This is a genomic window from Nostoc foliaceum FACHB-393, from assembly GCF_014698505.1.
Lineage (GTDB): Bacteria > Cyanobacteriota > Cyanobacteriia > Cyanobacteriales > Nostocaceae > Nostoc > Nostoc foliaceum_A.
The window spans coordinates 25,811-43,063 of sequence record NZ_JACJTD010000042.1 but is presented as its reverse complement, the minus strand read 5'-3'; the positions used below and the strand labels follow the sequence as shown (position 1 = coordinate 43,063).

The following is a 17,253-nucleotide window of genomic DNA, read 5'->3' as shown; positions in this document are numbered from 1 at the left end:
CTAACTGAACAAATGATTGATAATGTCTTCTGGGGTTGTGACTTTCCAGCTATGAACGGAAACAAGGTCACTTGAAGGGTAGGATTTGGGTTTAGACTCGTGCAATTTGATTAGCTGGTTGCAGATGTTGTCGGGATGAGTTTTTGACTTGCCTTGGGACAAGTCCTTATTAAAGGGTGATTTCCAGAACAACTCCCAAGTTTGGCTTATAGTTGCAGCACTGCACATACCGAGAGAATTTCCCCCAAAGCAAATACTAGAGTCGTCCCAAACGTTAGGTAGAGGTGGCTTGTACAGTTGCGCGTATGGTTTAAATACCCTCCCTTTAACTGCCCACAGGTAATATTTACTACCGCATCCAGCAAAGAGGAATGCAGGCATGGGGATAGTAATTACTTTAGTTTCCTGCCCCATAATTTGAATTTGATATTTTTGGGGAGAGTAAAACTGAATAATTGCCTCTCCTTCTGGATTTTTACCCCACCAAATCGTGTTGCTAGAAAGCCATCCAGATGCGGCAGTTTTACTTGTGAAGGCTTTCTCTACTGCTTCAGGGGAAAGAAATTTGTACTTAGATTTTTTGCCTTCGTGTTCGACTAAAATAAACTGTCCTTTGAGGATAACTAACTGCGCTATTAAATCATCTTGGGGAATATTCCCAAGCAGAATTTGAGAGATATGTTCTAAGTTAATTATTGGTAATATGTTTGTATCTACATTCATGATTTTGATGCTTTATTCCAAATTTTGACTGCTGCTTTCCGAGCAGGAAGAGATGTTTCTAGCAAGTGGGTAAGCTTATTTGATTTTTCCATCATAGAGACGGCTTCTTTCCACTTTTGACCGAGAAATATGATATTCTCATAAGTCCATTCCAGCCAATCGCTTGTTTCACACGTAACATCTAGCCAGATATTTTCAGTTGAGTGATCTATAATTCGTATGGCTGTATCTAAATACTGAAGAGGACTTTTATAACGACGGCATAGCTTGACAAGTGTCTCGAAGTAAATTTCTTCTGCTAAAGCAATGTGATCAGGAGTAAAACCAAAATTTAGTTCCCATTGGCTTATATTGTACCCTTGCCCCATCAACGAGAGGAGGAATTTTTCTGAGTATTCTAGTTCCTCGAAATCTTCATACCACCATTCAACTTTTTGTGGTGAGACAGGAATACTATTATGTTCGGAACTCAACTCAATCTCATCGATATATTCTATTGGGAATAGATGATCATTCACCAGTTGAATAAATTCAATTTCTCTATCGAGATAGGCACTTGCTGGATGTGATTGTTTATCAATATGAATGGTTGATTCTAGCCATTGTTCTGGGAAGATTTTTTGATACAGGCTTAAGAGATTTACTCGTTCGGAGAGATTTTCTAGGTAGATAATTGCTGTTAAACAAGTAATGGGTATTTTGAATAATTGTATGTTCGCAAGCATAATTAATCAGCCGCCATAACTCATAGCGGCTATAAATTTGTTATTACAGTACGGGATATTTACTCGTGGCAGCAGGTTGATGCTTAAGGCTTCGAGTTACTTTTTCGATGTAGGTTTCCCAATTTTGACCGAGCTTGATAGCTTTTTCTATCTCAGGTTGTAGGGTAATTAAATTTTCGAGACTAATTTGATTTTTTATCTCCAGAAGCTTTATCTGCCACCCTAACTTTAGTGCAGGATTTATTTCTTCAGAACTATTTTTCAATTCTCTGAATTGACTTCCCTTAGTACCTGCTTTTTTTACCAAACGAATTGAAACCGTATTATCGGTTGTTTGCCGTTCAATTTCGGCATTAGCATATTCTGGAAAGTAGACGCTAATGGCTGTTTTGAGAGTGTTGTCATCTTGGGCGATCGCCTCATCAAGAGGAATTTCTTGTCCTTCGATAATCGCAATGTACTTCATGGTAATTAAAATAGTGACAGTTGGTTGTTAGGCGCGGGTGTTTTCTCTTTATCTTCAGACAGGTTGCGCTTTTGTACTTGTCTTGATTGTTCCTGTCTATTCTGATGTATAGTCTGCTTTTCCATCCTTTGCTTGCAGATATCTAACATCTCTGGGAGAGATTTTTCTAAATCCTGTAGCAAGTTATTGATGACAGGATGAGATGTTATCTCAGTCAGATTAATTATCTTAATAATTGGAGGTGCGCCTTTGATTCCGATTGAGACAATTACTGTTTCAGAATTTGGTATTAGTTGAATGGTTATTAAGGTGGTTATTGTGTCAGAATTGCCTAAATCTATCTCGGTAGACGAATTTTGGTTTATGACTTCAGTGTTTACTAATTCATCTAATGTTTCTTCTAAATCGCTATTCTCCTGGATATCAGGATTAAAATCTTTACTGCTATAACTGTCTTCAAGGTTAGTTACATTCTCGTCAGGTGATATTTGACTGCTCATGATTAAGAGAGATTGGCTAATCTAAATAAGGTGCGGATAGTAATACCTGTCTTGTTAAAAGACTGCCATTTGTAGGCGCATTCGCCTGATTTGTACTTAGGAGAAAGTTGGCTCCAAGTGTCCCATGCTTTAAATAAAATGGGACTAACACTATGAAGTGCCATTCCGACTTGAATCCACGAGTGGTAATCATCTGCAAATCTAGGGTGGATGACTTCAATTAGTACAAGTGCAGTCTGGATATTTGTCTCGATTGAGGGAATTAAATGAGCGTATCTGTCTACCCTATATCTGCGGTTATATTTTTCTTGGGGTAGGTTAAACTTTCTTGCTTTCTCCTGTTTGGCAAGCATTTGGGCAATTACCCAGTCGGGGGCTATTTCTATTTGACGCTCAGATGGACTACAGCCAGGAAGCCATCTGTAATTTCTGCCTTCTGGGTGAAAGGAAGGTGGAAGGATTGAAGCTAGATTTTTGCCTCGAAACTCCAGATGTTCATCCTTCCCAGTTTTGATTTTGCGAGATTTTACTTCCCAAGCTTTTGAATTTGGGATGAGGTATAAGCGCTGGCTCCGATATTTCCTTCCAGAGGTAAATGCAATTGTGGGAGGAAGGTATTTTTGAGCGCGATCGCACAATGACTCCATAGGAGTATCGGTTGCTTTGACGGGTATTATCTGGTTAAGTTCTTCTGATTCTGTATGTTCGTTAATCTGAATAATTTGTCGCCAGGAGGTTTCCCCGTCGCAGTCAATAGCTACTAAATACCCTTGAGGATGATTGGAACCGCATACCAAAGCTACACCAGTGGGGGTGATCAATCTGTTATTTGTCCAAACTTTTAGGCGGCGGCGGACGAGTTCGGCTTGTAGTTCTCTGGGAGAGTAAGTATTTTTTTCCCATTCTTTCCCTAGAGGACGTTTACCAAAGGTAGGGACGATTCGCCATTCTTCGGGTAAGTTGTCAAGCGAAGATACCAAATGACGGATTTGGGCGTGCATGAATTCATGTGGCTAATTATTTCGATAATTCATGCACAGCTGCGTTAGTGACTGTGGTGGTTTGATATTATGATTACGGTGCTAACTGATGGCCCGCTTCAACTAGCTTGGCAAGGGTATTTTGGTCAAACGCCTTTATGCCAGATACAAATTGTTGCCACTGCTGCCATTTCTCCTTTGAGTAAGCATGATTGGGATCAAAGTTGCAGACTTCACAGAATTTATGAAAGTCAGCATTCCAATGAAAGGTGCAAATGCCTGTTATTAAATAATTGATTTGTTGGTCGCTCATGAGTGATATTTCAGCTTATGATTTCGTTTTAAGCCAACCTTTTGTTCAGGGCATTTTCGACTTGATAAGTTCCAAGAGTACAGTTTGTATTCAATGGAAATTTAGGAAATTCCAGATAATTATTCATAGTTTTTGTTACCTTGCACAGTACCATTATCCCGTCCTTACTCTTCTTTTCTTGATTGTGATAGTAGCTGATAACTTCAAACTCATTATTACCAGCTTCAAATCTGCTTCCTGCATATTGGGAGATAGCCTTTTTCCAGTCTGGCTGCCAGAGCATAAGTGTATCTATTGCCATTGCTCTAATAACCGGGTTATCTAATTTAATCAGAATATCTGGTAAGTAATGGCATTGTTTGGAAATTACCTCTCGTGCATAATTTATTAGCCAATACTCGGCTTCTTTTAAGAGAGCTTTTGATTCGAGATTTTGGCACACTTCATCGTAAACTTTAGACATTAAATATGCCCTTTGTTCAAAAACCATTCCATTAGTTCGCATTTTTAAGTCTGATGGATAAGTAATCATTAAATCAGTAAGTTCATCGCTGATTTTTGGAAGAGGATATTTATCATTTTCTTGCTCTTTTGGATGGGATATTTTTACTTCATATCCTAGATTGACAGCATGATTGATAATAAAATCGATGCTATTAGACTCAACAAAATCTCCTAACTTAAAATCTGTTTCTAGGAGGAGATATGTTGGTGCATGGAGAATTTGAAACCGTTTAGGGTTTTGACTTGAATCCGCTAATAGTTCGATGTACATTGCTTATTCTCACAAATTTTCATAAATCTTGTGCGTAAGCGATGTATGTGGTTTCCTTACTGAAAAAGTAATCCTACCCATCTTGGGTAGGATAATCTTAATTATTGATTAATGGTTCTTGTTTGTGTCGGATTGATTATTTCCTCCAGTAGAGATAGCCCAACTGATTTAAACAGTGCTTTGTTATCATCAGGGCAGCGTTGAATTGTTGTACAAGATGAGCAACCGTATTTGCAAGGGCAATTATCTACTAGAAACTTTGCCTTCATAAAAGCAATTTCTAAATACTTGATGAGAGTATCGCACATACCTGTACCGTGTTCGCATGTATCGAAGAAATAGCCTACTATGTTATGATTTGATGGTACTTCGATTAACATGAAATCGATATCTCGACTGTTTGCTCCATGTTCGACAAGTGGTAAACTGAGCATGAGTTGGTGCGCGAGAGTATGAACGCAAATCTGAGTTTCATTGCTTTCAAATAGTTGTTTCTCTTCATTGTAAATATATTTCTGTTTGTTGAGTATCTCTTTTCGGAGATTTTTGACGACGGCTGAAAAATATTTTCTGGCATCAGCGTTAATTTCAACCCTAACGCAGAATGTATTGTAGTTAAGAGCAAATGCTTCCTTGTATTTATTTTCCTCCAAGAGTTCGACAAATTCTCGTTCAATAAGTTGGGTATTGCAAGCAGGACAAGTTTGTATGTGTCCGGGTAAATTTAAATTGAAGTTGCGACATCTGTTATTAGTGCAAGTCCATTTTTGTTCCAGCCTGTACAAGTTGTACCCGTAAATTTCTTCTTTGATTTTGGCTGAAACAGGTGTAAATCTAGCTGCCCCTTGGGAAAGATTGATAATTTTGGCTTCCCCTGCAATTTTGATTTCCTCGAAATTTAGGTTTCCTTCGGGACGACTAAATAAGTTAGTTGCCTCAATTGGCTTGAGAATTGCTTTACCTTCGGTTAAATTTAGCTCTTGTGATTTATACTGTACGGGGTTGCCGTCAAAGTCTTGAGCAAGATATATAGCACCAGGGTAAACTTCTCGTAGCGCAGATGATGCCGAACTTTCCTCAAACTCTTCCGCGCTATCTTGATTGATATAACTGATGTTTTGGTCAGTGTTACCTCTGAATTTAATTTTTGAGTAGACATAACCAAGGTTTCGATTAGTTGTCAGTCTTTGGTTATAACTGAAAATCAGTTGATTATTACCGATTAGCTGTCGTGCAATCGCATCGCCAGAAGTACCAAAATGTCGAGCAATTTGAGCTTGTGTCGGTTTACTTTCTTTGCAACAGGCGAGAATGTGCTGCTCCAAAATTGTTTCATAATTGTGGTTAAAGTTGATAATTTCTGGAGGATCAGATAAGAGGCGTTCCGGGTGATTGGCGTAGTAAGAATCCATAATCGACCTTTTCGATGGGATAAACACCAATAGCCCTGCTTCCTGTCTGCCTGCACGTCCTGCCCTTTGGCGAAAGGCAAGAATTGAGCCTGGGTAACTATGTACGATAGTTGCATCGATAGACCCTATATCCAGACCCGCTTCTAAAGCACTCGTGGATATAATGAACTTGACCTTACCGCCCTGTATATCTGCAATAATTTTGTTCCGCTGATTTGCCTTCATGCTGCCATAAAATGCTGAGATGCTTTCTCCCAAGTGAGGCAGTTGCATCTCCACTAAAGCTTTACGAATGGCATTAGTTAAAACCTTTACCAGTTCTCTACTATCGCAGAAACAAATCCCGACTATTCCTTTACTTACAAGCATGGCTGCAACTTGGGCAGTTTGGTAAAGAGTATTGTTTCGTGCTTTGAGGCTAAGGAAAGTAATCTCCGAGCGTTTTGCCCCACTTTGGTCGATAATAGCAAGGTTGCTTTGTTCTACTCGATTGGATATCTTCTGGGCAATTTCGCTGCTGTTACTAATTGTTGCAGAAGCAAAGATGTACTGTAATTTAGAAATATTATTGCCAGCAGATTCTATCATTAATTGAGTTCGCCGATTAAGTAGGGCAAAGTGTGAGCCAAATATGCCTTGATAGAAATGCGCTTCATCACAGACGATGATTGAAATTTTTCTGATTGTTTCCCTAAATCCCCAGTTTGAATCAAACTGATAGTTGTTTAGTTCGTGGTTCCATACATCGGGTGTCACGCATAAAATTGAGGGTTGATGGCTGTAAAGTTGTTTGCGCTCCTGGGGAGGAATATCACCATTGATATTGATAATTTGGGGGCGAATTTCTTCATCTAAGTGGCTAACAAACGAGCGAATTTTCTCTACCTGATCAAATGCAAGTGCTTTCAAGTTAAAAAATACTAAAGCTGATTTACCTTTTAGGCACTCGTGAACGATTGGAATTAAAAAGGAGATACTTTTACCACTACTGGTAGGAGTTTGGAGAATGATATCTTCCCCTTTTTTGTAAGCCTCCCATGCTTCGACTTGATGAGAATATAGTTGTGTAATTCCTGACTTATTTAAGGCAAGTTTAACTAGAGGGTGAATATCATCTGGTATGGGACAAAGTTTAGCTTCTTGAGCCGGAATTACATCACAATTTTGTAGTTTTCCTGAGCCATCAAGAATAGCTGCTATTTCTTGGTACAGAATACTTTTACCTGTTGGTGCTTGATTAAGAGGTAATAAATTACCGCTATTTACCTCCTGCTCCCAGTCAAAAATAATTTGATTTACACTTCCCTTTTTGAAGTAAAGATTTTTCTCGATGATGGCGGCGATATGGATAACACCATGTTCTTTAGAATAAACCTGTTTATTTGCTTGTAACCATTCAAGCTGGGTCATAAAAAGTTACCTACTTGCTGTTTTAGCAGGTAGGCGTTAGTCAAAAGTAGTGGTTTTTGTTATTGCCATAACTGACTAATTAACCACAGATACTTCTGACAATTTGTAGAAACTCCCGTAAAACAGGTGTCATATCCTCTTGTCGCCACACTACAGCCGTTTCTACTAATGGTGTTTTTTCTTCTAAAGTGCGATAAACTACACCAGCCCTTTGAAGATTTTGCAAAGAAGACGGTACGATCGCAATCCCCATTCCTGCTGACACTAGCCCGATAATTGTCTGCATTTGGATTGCTTCTTGAGTCACTTTGGGGCTGAAATTTCCTTGCTGACAGAGACTCAGGATTTGATCGTAAAGTCCGGGGCCCAAATGGCGGGGGAACATAATAAAATTTTCGTCTTTTAGCTCGCGCACTGAAATATTTTCTTGTCTAGCTAAGAAATGAGTTTCCAACATAGCCACAATTAAAACTTCTTGCTGAATGCATTCTTGATTGAGAGTGTTGTCTTCTAAAGGTGGATGGGCAAAACCTACATGGATGCGGTGATTGAATAGCGCTTGTTCTTGCTGAGTTGTCGTTAATTCCTGCAATACTAACTCCACCTCTGGAAACTGTTCTCGAAACCGCCGCAAAATCACAGGCAGCAAATCGTAAGTTACCAAGCTGGTGAAACCTATTCGTAGTTGTCCTTTCTCACCCCTACCTGTCCTTTGAGTCAGATCAATTGCCTTGGACAGTTGAGCGAACAATTGATAAGCTTCTTGCAAAAATACTTGTCCAGCTTCCGTTAGCTGCACCTGTCGTTTGGTTTTGCGTTGAAAAAGTTCCACCCCTAATTCTGCTTCTAGCTGCTGAATTTGCTGGCTTAAGGGCGGTTGAGCGATGTGAAGTCGCTCTGCGGCTTTACTAAAGTGCAGTTCTTCAGCTACAGCAATGAAGTAGCGCAGGTGTCGCAGTTCCATAGTTTTGATATTTTATAAGTCTCAAATACTTATAAATATATATTGGACATATCAAAAATTGCTATCTATGATACTCATACATGGAAGTCAGAGGATGATGTAACTATGTCGGAGAACTTAAGAAGCCAAGTTGTAACGCAAGGGGTACAGCGATCGCCAAATCGAGCTATGCTGCGGGCAGTTGGTTTTAAAGATGAAGATTTCAACAAAGCCATTGTCGGTATAGCCAACGGTTACAGCACCATCACCCCCTGTAATATGGGGATAAATCAACTGGCGCTCATAGCAGAGGCTGGGATAAAAACCGCTGGGGCAATGCCACAAATGTTTGGCACAATTACCATCAGTGATGGGATTTCAATGGGAACAGAAGGGATGAAATATTCCCTAGTATCGCGGGAAGTCATCGCCGATTCCATCGAAACCGCCTGTACTGGGCAAAGTATGGATGGTGTGCTAGCTATCGGCGGCTGTGATAAAAATATGCCAGGGGCAATGCTAGCGATCGCTCGGATGAATATCCCTGCAATATTCGTTTACGGTGGCACAATAAAACCCGGTCACTACAACGGACGCGATTTAACCGTAGTCAGTTCTTTTGAAGCAGTAGGTCAATATAGCGCTGGAAAAATTGACGAAAAGGAATTATTAGAAGTCGAAAGTCGCGCTTGTCCTGGCGCTGGTTCTTGTGGAGGAATGTTCACAGCTAACACCATGTCTTCAGCATTTGAAGCGATGGGAATGAGTTTGCCCTATTCCTCAACAATGGCAGCCGAAGATGCCGAAAAAGCTGATAGCACGGAAAAATCGGCTTATGCGTTAGTCGAAGCCATCAAAAAACAAATCTTACCCAGCCAAATTATCACTCGCAAATCTATCGAGAATGCTATCTCTGTGATTATGGCAGTGGGTGGTTCGACCAATGCTGTATTGCATTTCTTAGCGATCGCTCGCGCTGCTAATGTAGAGTTAACCCTAGACGACTTTGAAACTATCCGCGCCCGTGTTCCCGTTTTGTGTAATTTAAAACCAAGTGGTAAATATGTTGCTACAGATTTGCACAAAGCTGGTGGCATTCCGCAAGTCATGAAGATGCTACTCGTGCATGGCTTATTGCATGGTGATAGCCTGACCATTAGCGGACAAACCATTGCAGAGATATTAGCAGACATCCCAGCAGAACCATCCGCCAATCAAGATGTGATTCGTCCTTGGAATAACCCAATGTATGCCCAAGGACATTTAGCCGTTCTTAGAGGTAATTTGGCAACAGAAGGGGCTGTCGCCAAAATTACTGGGGTGAAAAAACCAGTGATTACCGGGCCTGCACGAGTGTTTGAATCGGAAGAAGCTTCTTTAGATGCAATTTTAGCGGGTAAAATTCAACCTGGTGATATTCTCGTCATCCGCTACGAAGGGCCCAAGGGTGGCCCTGGAATGCGGGAAATGTTGGCTCCCACCTCAGCAATTATCGGGGCTGGATTGGGTGATGCGGTGGGATTAATTACCGACGGGCGCTTTTCTGGCGGTACTTACGGTATGGTGGTTGGTCATGTTGCTCCTGAAGCAGCAGTTGGTGGTGCGATCGCTCTTGTAGAAGAAGGCGATAGTATTACGATTGATGCACCCGCTCGTTTATTGCAGTTGAATATACCTGAAGAACAATTGGCTCGTCGTCGTGCCAACTGGCAGCCCCCCGCTCCACGTTACACTAAAGGCGTGTTGGCGAAATATGCCAAATTAGTATCTTCTAGCAGTCTTGGGGCTGTGACAGATTTAGATTTGTTCAATAACTAGTTATTAAGCCAATAGCCATTTAAGTTTCACTTTTAAAGTTTTGAGGAGTCAGAAGCCAGAATAAAGATGCCTCCTGACTCTCTACTTCAGGCTAGATTCAGCGCTGTTGACAAGCTTCTTTAGATTTAAAGAAGGGCAAATGCTTTTGGCGTTAATGAGATTTTTCCTTTAGTACTATAAGCGTTTACAAGCTGCTTTAAGGGTTCAACAGCATTGTCCTGAAGGATGAAATAGTTTGCTTGGTTACTGACAATCAGCGATAGCTCAGTTGCCCATTGCTCATAGTTGGAACTACCAATAATACCGATAGAAGACTGAATATAGTTAACAAGAATGCTGTTATTGAGATCAAAGCCACCTTCACCCCAGATGCAAGCGCATTGCAGCAAATACTCGTAGTCCGCGAATACTTGAAACTGGGGGTTCCATCTAGGTGCATTGCTTCGGTAGTGGACGAAACCATTGCTGTCGAATATCTCTTGTTGCCATAGAAGCTGCTGTAAGGAGCAGCAATTGCTAGGCGAAATAAACGGTTTCCCTTGGCGAACAAGACTACCATTACGGATGACATCGCGGCGGCGCTGCTGTCTTGCCATGCTGTATCGGACATTGGGATGTTGTTCAAAGTACTGCCGCATTGAGGCAACAAATTCAGGAGCAATGCTGTTGTCATCATCCAGGTATGAAACAATGTCACCACCAGCTGCATCTAGTCCCAGGTTTCGAGCGTAGCACAAGCCAAAGCCACTGCTCGGATCAGGGTGTTCCATTTCAATGTAACTGATGGGAAAATCAGCTCTTGCCTTAATGCTGTTGATGATATCTTTGGTATCAGGATTAGCGCCATCATTGATGACGACCCACTCGAAATTGCGGTCAGTTTGACTTTGAATGCTTGGCAGTGCAGTAGATGCAAGCTGCATAGGTCTATTGTAGGTTGCAGTGATAATTGATAGTTTCAAAGCTCTATACCTCTATCAGTTGATTGCGTTATTGTTGAATCGATCGCAGTTTGAATTTGCTGCCATCTTGCTATATCCTCGTTTGTTATACCCCTGGCGGTTTCAATTTGATTACTTGCAAGAGTTAGCCGAATCAGCGTTAGCTTTTCATTGGTTCTGGCAACAGTTAAACTTTGCGTGGTGCTATTGAAGCTGATCTGGTAGTTACTGCCTTCCAAGACAAATAGGTTTTCTTTTTCTGTGCGAATGGATTGAGGATAGGCAGTTGCTTGCTGTGCGAAGAACACTCTAGCTATGGGGGCAATTATAGTAGCGCGTTGCATCTGTTCTTGCTGTAATTGCTGATAGTCCCATTTCCCAAGTTCTATGCCCAAATCCATTTTTACCAAACGTTCTGCTAAAATTGCCATTTCTATTGGGCCAACACCTCCAGGGACGGGCGTAATGTTCTGGGGGATTCTGTAAGCACTGCGGTCTACATCGCCAGCAGCACCAGAAGCAGTAGGTGTAAAGCCACCATCGACAACCAAGCGATGAGAGGGGAGTACATAGTCCGTGAAAATTCCTCGTCTTCCGGTGACTGATACTACAATGTCAGCTTCTTGAGTTCTAGTCAGGTCATCGCCGTCTTCCAAACAGAAACAGCTGATTCTACTTGCTTCTAAATATTTGATGACACCATTGCCCGCAAAGCCACCTCCGCCGACAACTGCAACATTGGAATCTCTTTGTGCGTAGGATTCAACAATTCTGGCGATTCCTTCAGCAGTAGCACAACTTTCAAAAAAATTGTTGCTTTGTCTGCGGACGATATCTATATCTTTTTGTGGCTCTAATAGCCCAATTGAGCTTGTAAACTTAGCTGGAATTGGATATTGAACAATAGCAGCAGTGACTTGGGTGTTTTCGTTAATGGATTGAACAATGCCATCAAATTGCTCTACTGCGATATTGGGTGACAGCACAATATAATTGGGAGTAATGCCAATAGCGTTGAAAATAGCTACTTTTTGTTCTGCTGAGATTCTGGCTGCTTCATATCTAGCTCTTAATTCATTGCTGGCATTTTCTGAAGACTCAAATCTGATGATTGCTACTTCTTTTTGAGATGCTTGAAATATGGATTTGTATTTTTGACATTCTTGCTTTACGTGTTCTCGTATTAACTGTCCGTCTATGAGCGTCATTTAATATGGCGTTAAATTTGATGAAGAAAATTGTCTGGTACAAACAATTTTCTGAATTTCTACTAGGATTTGTTGCAATTAGGTAGGGCGTTTGGTGATTTCACCAACTTCTTGTCCGTTGCAGGAAACCCAGTTAGTGATGTAGCGTTCAGTGTCATGGAAGCCACTAAATTCAATACTGTTATCAGAACACTTCTCTTGGAACCATTGTTGTGCTTCTTGTTCTGTATTGAATGTTCTAGCGGCGACTTCTTCTACTGGAATCTTCCAGTTTGTATTGCCATACAAATCGCAAACATAATGTGTCATATCTGTTACTCCTTTAACAATATTTAAAAACCACTATGACAATTTTAAATCAACAACAGCAGGCTGAATTAATTATCCAACAAGCTTACAAGGAAAATTTTACTGATAGGGAGAAAGCTATTTACGATGATTTTATTCTGGAAGCGGGGGTAAAAAATCCAGCTAAGATGACTGAGGCTACTGCTGATGCTTTGATTAGATACCTTAATAGCTGCGAAGCATCTAACGAGTTTGTTGCTAATGTAGTAAATCGCCTCGCGCAGGTTGTCCCAGCTCATATCATGACCAAGATTCTTCTTAGTGATAATGACGGTGATGGTGTGCCTTTATACGAGGAATTAAAACTTGGAACAAAGGTTACGGAATTTGATACCTCTTTTGAAATAGCGGCTGCAAGGCAAAGGCAATATCAATTTTCTCCAACTCGGAATTGCGATATGGAGTTGTAAGTATAATTCATCACTAAATAATAATCTGTAGTGGATATGAGATCGTTATTCTCTAAAACGACTGAAAATAGAGATTAACCAGTTGCTACACAGGGGTAGATACTTACTCTTAGCTCGAAGTAAGTGTCTTAGACGCTTTTCTCAAATATCGCCATCTTTCCCATACTCAAAATTAACCTTCGATATACTGAGTGTAAAAAATGCGCTTACGATTAACAGTAGCGCATTCCCGATCTTGTACAGCGATCGCAATACTCCCAGCCCAAATAATCAGGCGATTCCCCTGTAAGTTTAACTTTGGAAAATTACCCCAGTATCCTGATCTTCATCCCAAAACCACCAACCTTGGGATAGTTCAGAAAGAACGTGCATTAGTGCTAACTGTTGCTGTGTAATTTCCCCACCACCGTAGCTGACGTTGCTATTGCCATCCCATGATTTAAGAATTGATTCTAAATTGTATCCATTGCCCATAATCCAACTGGCGTAGAAGCAGTCTTTGGATATTTCTTCCATGATGGCTAGCAGTTCAAGGGCTGCATCAGGATTGGGTGATTTTAGGGCTTCAAGTGCAACGCGGAGGTTTTCTTCCCTGTCTGCAAGAAACTCCGAAAAAGCTGCTCTATTTGATGGTAGATTGTCCTTTTCAAGTGTAATTAATTTTCCATTTACAATCTTGACTGGAGTTATATTTGAGTAGTCAGTTCGGTCATCTTCACTTGCCTTTACTTTTATAGCTAAAGGATGCCAATGGATGCGTTCAATTTTATTGGTCTGAGGATTTGTCCATGTCCAGAATAGTTTGTGAGATGCAGCACCCTTAACTGTAAGATAAGTTCTTTTATGTCGAATGGGATAGTCTACACTTTCCTCTTTTTTGGCTTGAAACAAGGCTTCTATTGATAGATATTCTTCATTAAGATATGCCCTTATACGTGGTGCTGTCGTATATGTATCATCTGATATGCTGCTATCACCATTTTTAAATGGTATCAAATGCCATTTTTCGGTTCTTGGATTGTGTATCCAAAACTCAGCTGATATTGTCTGTACAAACTGATCTAAAATTTGAACTACACAAGGATAGTAAAGTGTGAGTTGTTGGTTGCTATTAGTCATTGCTATTCCATCCATTCGATTGGGGATATGGTTTCCTTTTTAGCGGGAAGTATTTTGACTTCGTAGCCATAAAGAATTAATTCGTGCAGAGTTTTTAATAGTTGTCTGGGTGATATACTGTCCCATTGCTTGCACTCGAAGATATCTTTCAATACATGATCTGGAGCATTAACCACCCAAAGACTGTGAATTTTTATGTTGCTAAATCCCGCACATAATTGAACAATTGGTTGTAGCTCAACTGTTGTTTTTGGTATGTGAATAATTGCTGAACTTATAGGGATTGTTGGTTTTGCTTCTGGACTTTTTGGTGATAAAAAATCGGGATCACTATACCATTGTCCGTCGATTTGATATGCAACCATTAAGTATGGCAATGCTTTAATCGCATTTATAGTTCCCCATCTGGCAGTTTGTCCTGCGTGAAACCAGATATAAGAGCCGTTGTGTATTATCATGTACAAGTTTTATGATTTTGACTTCAGGTTTTGCTTGCCTAGCTAGTTGATAATTTCGTCTGTGGTAAAAAATTTAGCTACTTTTTCTACCTAAAGAATAATTTCGTATTTGTATGAACACTTAGTTAAAACTCGCCCTTATTAGCCATGTGCAGTCAACTTCATGCTCAGGTAAAATACTTGGGATTTTATTGATTGCTGAATTACTCCTAATAACTACCTTTATAAGGTGTGTAATAACTGTGGTGATTCATCTATTAATAGATTAATTGTTATTTAAAAAGTTCAATAATTCATTAGAAATAAAAAGTGCGCCATTATAATTGATGACGCACTTTTATTAAAAATAAAATTATGATTAAGCGTGCTGAAGGATAATATTTATTGCGTCTTGAGTGCTAATTTGATATTGTGTAGCAAGTTTATTCATATTGGCTTCACCATTTGCATGAGCTTTGACAATTGCGCGAATAATATTTGGTGAAACATTAATCTCACAATTTGTAACAACTGGTTTGGGTAAAGTTTGAGAAATGAAGAATTCTTTTCTTCTTAAGAAATGTATTTGACGGTAATGCTCTTTTCTGGGTATCCATTGACAATTTCCGGGAGCAAAGTCACTCTCTAGATCAATACGTGCTATGACTGTTCCTTCGGGTGCTACTCCCATATCTTTTAAGAACTGGGTAAAGTTATCGCGCCAGGATGCATCGACTTGAATTCCGCACCCGCCATGATACTTGTACTGATGGTGGTTCTTGTTATAACAGATGCGCTTGATGTGTAACCAGGAGTTATACTCGTGGCTTTTGCAGTGTCCGTGGACAGTTTTATCGCTCTTGAGGGTTTCGCGCTGTAAGCATCCGCAGCTTTGTGTAAGCCCTCTTTTTAGGCTATTTTTACTGATATACTTTTGGGTTCCGCAGCTGCATAGGGTAAGGAGTAGTAATTCACCCCTTTTCCCCTTAACTTCTACATCTGATATAACTTTTAGTCTCCCAAAGTTTGCCCCAACGGGGATGGATTCTTTTCTTTTTTTACAACCGCAGTTAGTTGACCGACCATTGGTGAGGGTGTGACTGTAGACAAGTTTTTGGGTTCCACAATCACACTGGCATAATACTTGCTTTCCTTGTTTATTTAGTACAATCCAGCTACCGAATTTTTCACTTATATTAATTACTCGTTTTGTAGTCTCCATAAATCATTTTGGTGCTATTACTGCTGGGTTATATATTTAAAACAAGCTGTTTTTCTTGCTCCAGTTCCTTCTTTATCCAGGCAAGTTGCTGTCCAATGGCTAGGTGCTGCATTGGTACTTTTGTTTCGTATCCCTTCGCGTGTAAAATGGGCGTTACCTCCTGTCTGTAAAGCTTGCCTGTCAAAAATACAAACTCTATTTCCACAGACGCAACTTGCATGAGGTTTTCTGCTACTTGTTGCGCCCATAGTATACGTTCCTGGTGAGATAAAGAATAGGGGGATTTGTCGTAGGGTTTGATAATTGTTTCTGGGTTAATAACTTGATGTAAAGGTGAGAGGATATACCATCTTGAGTCTTGCTCTTCTACGTAGCGACGGCACGCTTGAAAGTGCTGGGAATAATATAAGTCTTTGGCGGCAGCAGGGTAGGTAAGCTGCTTGCCACATCCAGTAACCAGGTAGATTTTTTTCTTGGGAGTGAACTTTCTGTAGGTGCTGATCACCAAATTGAGGTTGTGGGCGATTCTTCCCATAGTATGCGTCCGTCCTTTGTTTGTCAGCCGAGGGTCAATCCTATGTCGGTTGAGAACCCTGCAAACATGACAGTTGCACTTTGGCGCACAGTGGGTTGGTATCCGAATTAATTTTTCCTCGTGGCTGACGAACATCCCACCGCCTAGTCCTTCCCGGATAAAAGTTGAACCATCAAAGGATAGTCCCATCTGAATACAAGCTTTGGCATACTGGGGCGAGCATAATCCAAAAACGTGTAGATGAGCATTTGGCTCGTGCAATGGTGCGATGGCTACGCCCGCCGCAGGCATTGCATCCGCTTTCGGCAATACTCGTTCCGAGTCAATTAGCGATGGCGAAACGCCCGCCTTCGACAATACTCGTTCCGAGTCAATTAGCGATCGCACAACTTGAGTGATTGTTTTGATAATGTGTAAGTTAATCGAATACTCTCTCGCCTGGGAAACAAGCCCACCGATGCCGAGATGGCGGTATCCCAGTCCCAAAAGATATTTTGCTACTTCAAGGCGTTCACTGAGAGACTGCCCGTGGATGACTGCTAGGGGTATTCTGTTGGGAAGATAACTTTTAGTAAGCTGGATAAATGTTTCTGCTTGTTTAAGGTTGTATTCTTGCCGTTCCCTGATATTTTCTCCAACAAGTAAATGGTCGGGACAAACAATAATATCGCCGACCTTTGAGCGTTCTCGATATCTATGAATAGACCAGTGGGCATCAACATATTTACCGTTTAGAGTGGGGATATCTTGCTCACGGTAGTTAAATGATCCACAGTCATGAATAATGGGACTATCTGGAACAATTTCTGCCTTGATTGCGAGTGAGTATAGCCAGCCCACAGGCTGATACTCAAGCAACTGCCAGATTGGAATTTTTTTACCCTTACTTCTAACAAAATCGCTCTTACCCAATACTGGATAGAAACCTAATTTCATAGTATTTAAACGAGCAAAATTTGATTTTTATT

Annotated in this window: 18 protein-coding genes; 2 read left to right on the top strand and 16 right to left on the bottom strand. The window is 40.6% G+C overall.

Features of this window, described 5'->3' with window-relative positions; translation table 11 throughout:
* The 9 genes from H6G92_RS26740 to H6G92_RS26700 all read right to left on the bottom strand — a co-directional run bounded on the left by H6G92_RS26740 (position 1) and on the right by H6G92_RS26700 (position 8,268).
* A complete protein-coding gene (locus H6G92_RS26740; protein ID WP_190897758.1) occupies positions 1–723 on the bottom strand; it encodes a prokaryotic E2 ligase family D protein in 723 nt (240 codons plus the stop codon).
* On the bottom strand, positions 720–1,448 hold the full coding sequence (locus tag H6G92_RS26735; RefSeq protein WP_190897753.1) for a hypothetical protein: 729 nt from the start codon (positions 1,446–1,448) through the stop codon (positions 720–722). The genes H6G92_RS26740 and H6G92_RS26735 overlap by 4 nt, the downstream gene beginning before the upstream one ends.
* Before the next feature lie 43 nt (positions 1,449–1,491).
* The gene (locus H6G92_RS26730; RefSeq protein ID WP_190897749.1) at positions 1,492–1,914 is read right to left on the bottom strand and encodes a hypothetical protein; all 423 of its coding nucleotides are present in this window, start codon (positions 1,912–1,914) and stop codon (positions 1,492–1,494) included.
* 5 nt (positions 1,915–1,919) lie between these two features.
* Complete coding sequence (locus tag H6G92_RS26725; RefSeq protein ID WP_190897744.1) at positions 1,920–2,414, bottom strand: hypothetical protein; 495 nt, start codon at positions 2,412–2,414, stop codon at positions 1,920–1,922.
* A gap of 2 nt (positions 2,415–2,416) precedes the next feature.
* On the bottom strand, positions 2,417–3,415 hold the full coding sequence (locus H6G92_RS26720; protein ID WP_190897740.1) for a bifunctional DNA primase/polymerase: 999 nt from the start codon (positions 3,413–3,415) through the stop codon (positions 2,417–2,419).
* Between the two features lie 73 nt (positions 3,416–3,488).
* Positions 3,489–3,707, bottom strand: coding sequence for a hypothetical protein (locus tag H6G92_RS26715; RefSeq protein ID WP_185580033.1), 219 nt, complete (start codon positions 3,705–3,707; stop codon positions 3,489–3,491).
* Between the two features lie 28 nt (positions 3,708–3,735).
* Positions 3,736–4,482 (bottom strand): hypothetical protein, encoded by a 747-nt coding sequence (locus H6G92_RS26710; RefSeq protein WP_190897726.1) that lies wholly within the window; start codon positions 4,480–4,482, stop codon positions 3,736–3,738.
* 101 nt (positions 4,483–4,583) lie between these two features.
* Positions 4,584–7,304, bottom strand: coding sequence for a DEAD/DEAH box helicase (locus tag H6G92_RS26705; RefSeq protein WP_190897719.1), 2,721 nt, complete (start codon positions 7,302–7,304; stop codon positions 4,584–4,586).
* Between the two features lie 79 nt (positions 7,305–7,383).
* Positions 7,384–8,268, bottom strand: coding sequence for a LysR family transcriptional regulator (locus H6G92_RS26700; RefSeq protein WP_190897713.1), 885 nt, complete (start codon positions 8,266–8,268; stop codon positions 7,384–7,386).
* A gap of 105 nt (positions 8,269–8,373) precedes the next feature.
* On the opposite strand from H6G92_RS26700, the gene ilvD reads away from it, so the two are divergent.
* Entirely contained in the window at positions 8,374–10,065 is a 1,692-nt protein-coding gene (gene ilvD, locus H6G92_RS26695; protein ID WP_190897706.1) for a dihydroxy-acid dehydratase, read from the top strand.
* Positions 10,066–10,190: 125 nt separating this feature from the next.
* Here the strand turns inward: ilvD and H6G92_RS26690 are convergent, their stop codons facing one another.
* The 3 genes from H6G92_RS26690 to H6G92_RS26680 form a co-directional block, all read right to left on the bottom strand.
* Positions 10,191–11,027: a glycosyltransferase family 2 protein gene (locus H6G92_RS26690; RefSeq protein ID WP_242061185.1), complete on the bottom strand. Its 837-nt coding sequence runs from the start codon at positions 11,025–11,027 to the stop codon at positions 10,191–10,193.
* Positions 11,024–12,214 (bottom strand): bifunctional 5,10-methylenetetrahydrofolate dehydrogenase/5,10-methenyltetrahydrofolate cyclohydrolase, encoded by a 1,191-nt coding sequence (locus H6G92_RS26685; protein WP_190897689.1) that lies wholly within the window; start codon positions 12,212–12,214, stop codon positions 11,024–11,026. Before H6G92_RS26685 ends, H6G92_RS26690 begins: the two co-directional genes overlap by 4 nt.
* Positions 12,215–12,292: 78 nt before the next feature.
* Positions 12,293–12,523, bottom strand: coding sequence for a hypothetical protein (locus H6G92_RS26680; RefSeq protein ID WP_190897685.1), 231 nt, complete (start codon positions 12,521–12,523; stop codon positions 12,293–12,295).
* Between the two features lie 35 nt (positions 12,524–12,558).
* Here H6G92_RS26680 and H6G92_RS26675 point away from each other — a divergent pair, with 35 nt between their 5' ends.
* Complete coding sequence (locus tag H6G92_RS26675; protein ID WP_190897680.1) at positions 12,559–12,972, top strand: hypothetical protein; 414 nt, start codon at positions 12,559–12,561, stop codon at positions 12,970–12,972.
* A 291-nt stretch (positions 12,973–13,263) separates the two neighbouring features.
* On the opposite strand, the gene H6G92_RS26670 is transcribed toward H6G92_RS26675, so the two are convergent.
* The 4 genes from H6G92_RS26670 to H6G92_RS26655 form a co-directional block, all read right to left on the bottom strand.
* A complete protein-coding gene (locus tag H6G92_RS26670) occupies positions 13,264–14,091 on the bottom strand; it encodes a hypothetical protein (RefSeq protein WP_242059318.1) in 828 nt (275 codons plus the stop codon).
* Positions 14,092–14,093: 2 nt separating this feature from the next.
* Positions 14,094–14,549, bottom strand: coding sequence for a hypothetical protein (locus H6G92_RS26665; protein WP_190897668.1), 456 nt, complete (start codon positions 14,547–14,549; stop codon positions 14,094–14,096).
* A gap of 358 nt (positions 14,550–14,907) precedes the next feature.
* Positions 14,908–15,750 (bottom strand): hypothetical protein, encoded by an 843-nt coding sequence (locus H6G92_RS26660; protein ID WP_190897666.1) that lies wholly within the window; start codon positions 15,748–15,750, stop codon positions 14,908–14,910.
* A 28-nt stretch (positions 15,751–15,778) separates the two neighbouring features.
* Positions 15,779–17,221: a DUF6884 domain-containing protein gene (locus tag H6G92_RS26655; RefSeq protein WP_190897663.1), complete on the bottom strand. Its 1,443-nt coding sequence runs from the start codon at positions 17,219–17,221 to the stop codon at positions 15,779–15,781.
* Positions 17,222–17,253: the final 32 nt, after the last annotated feature.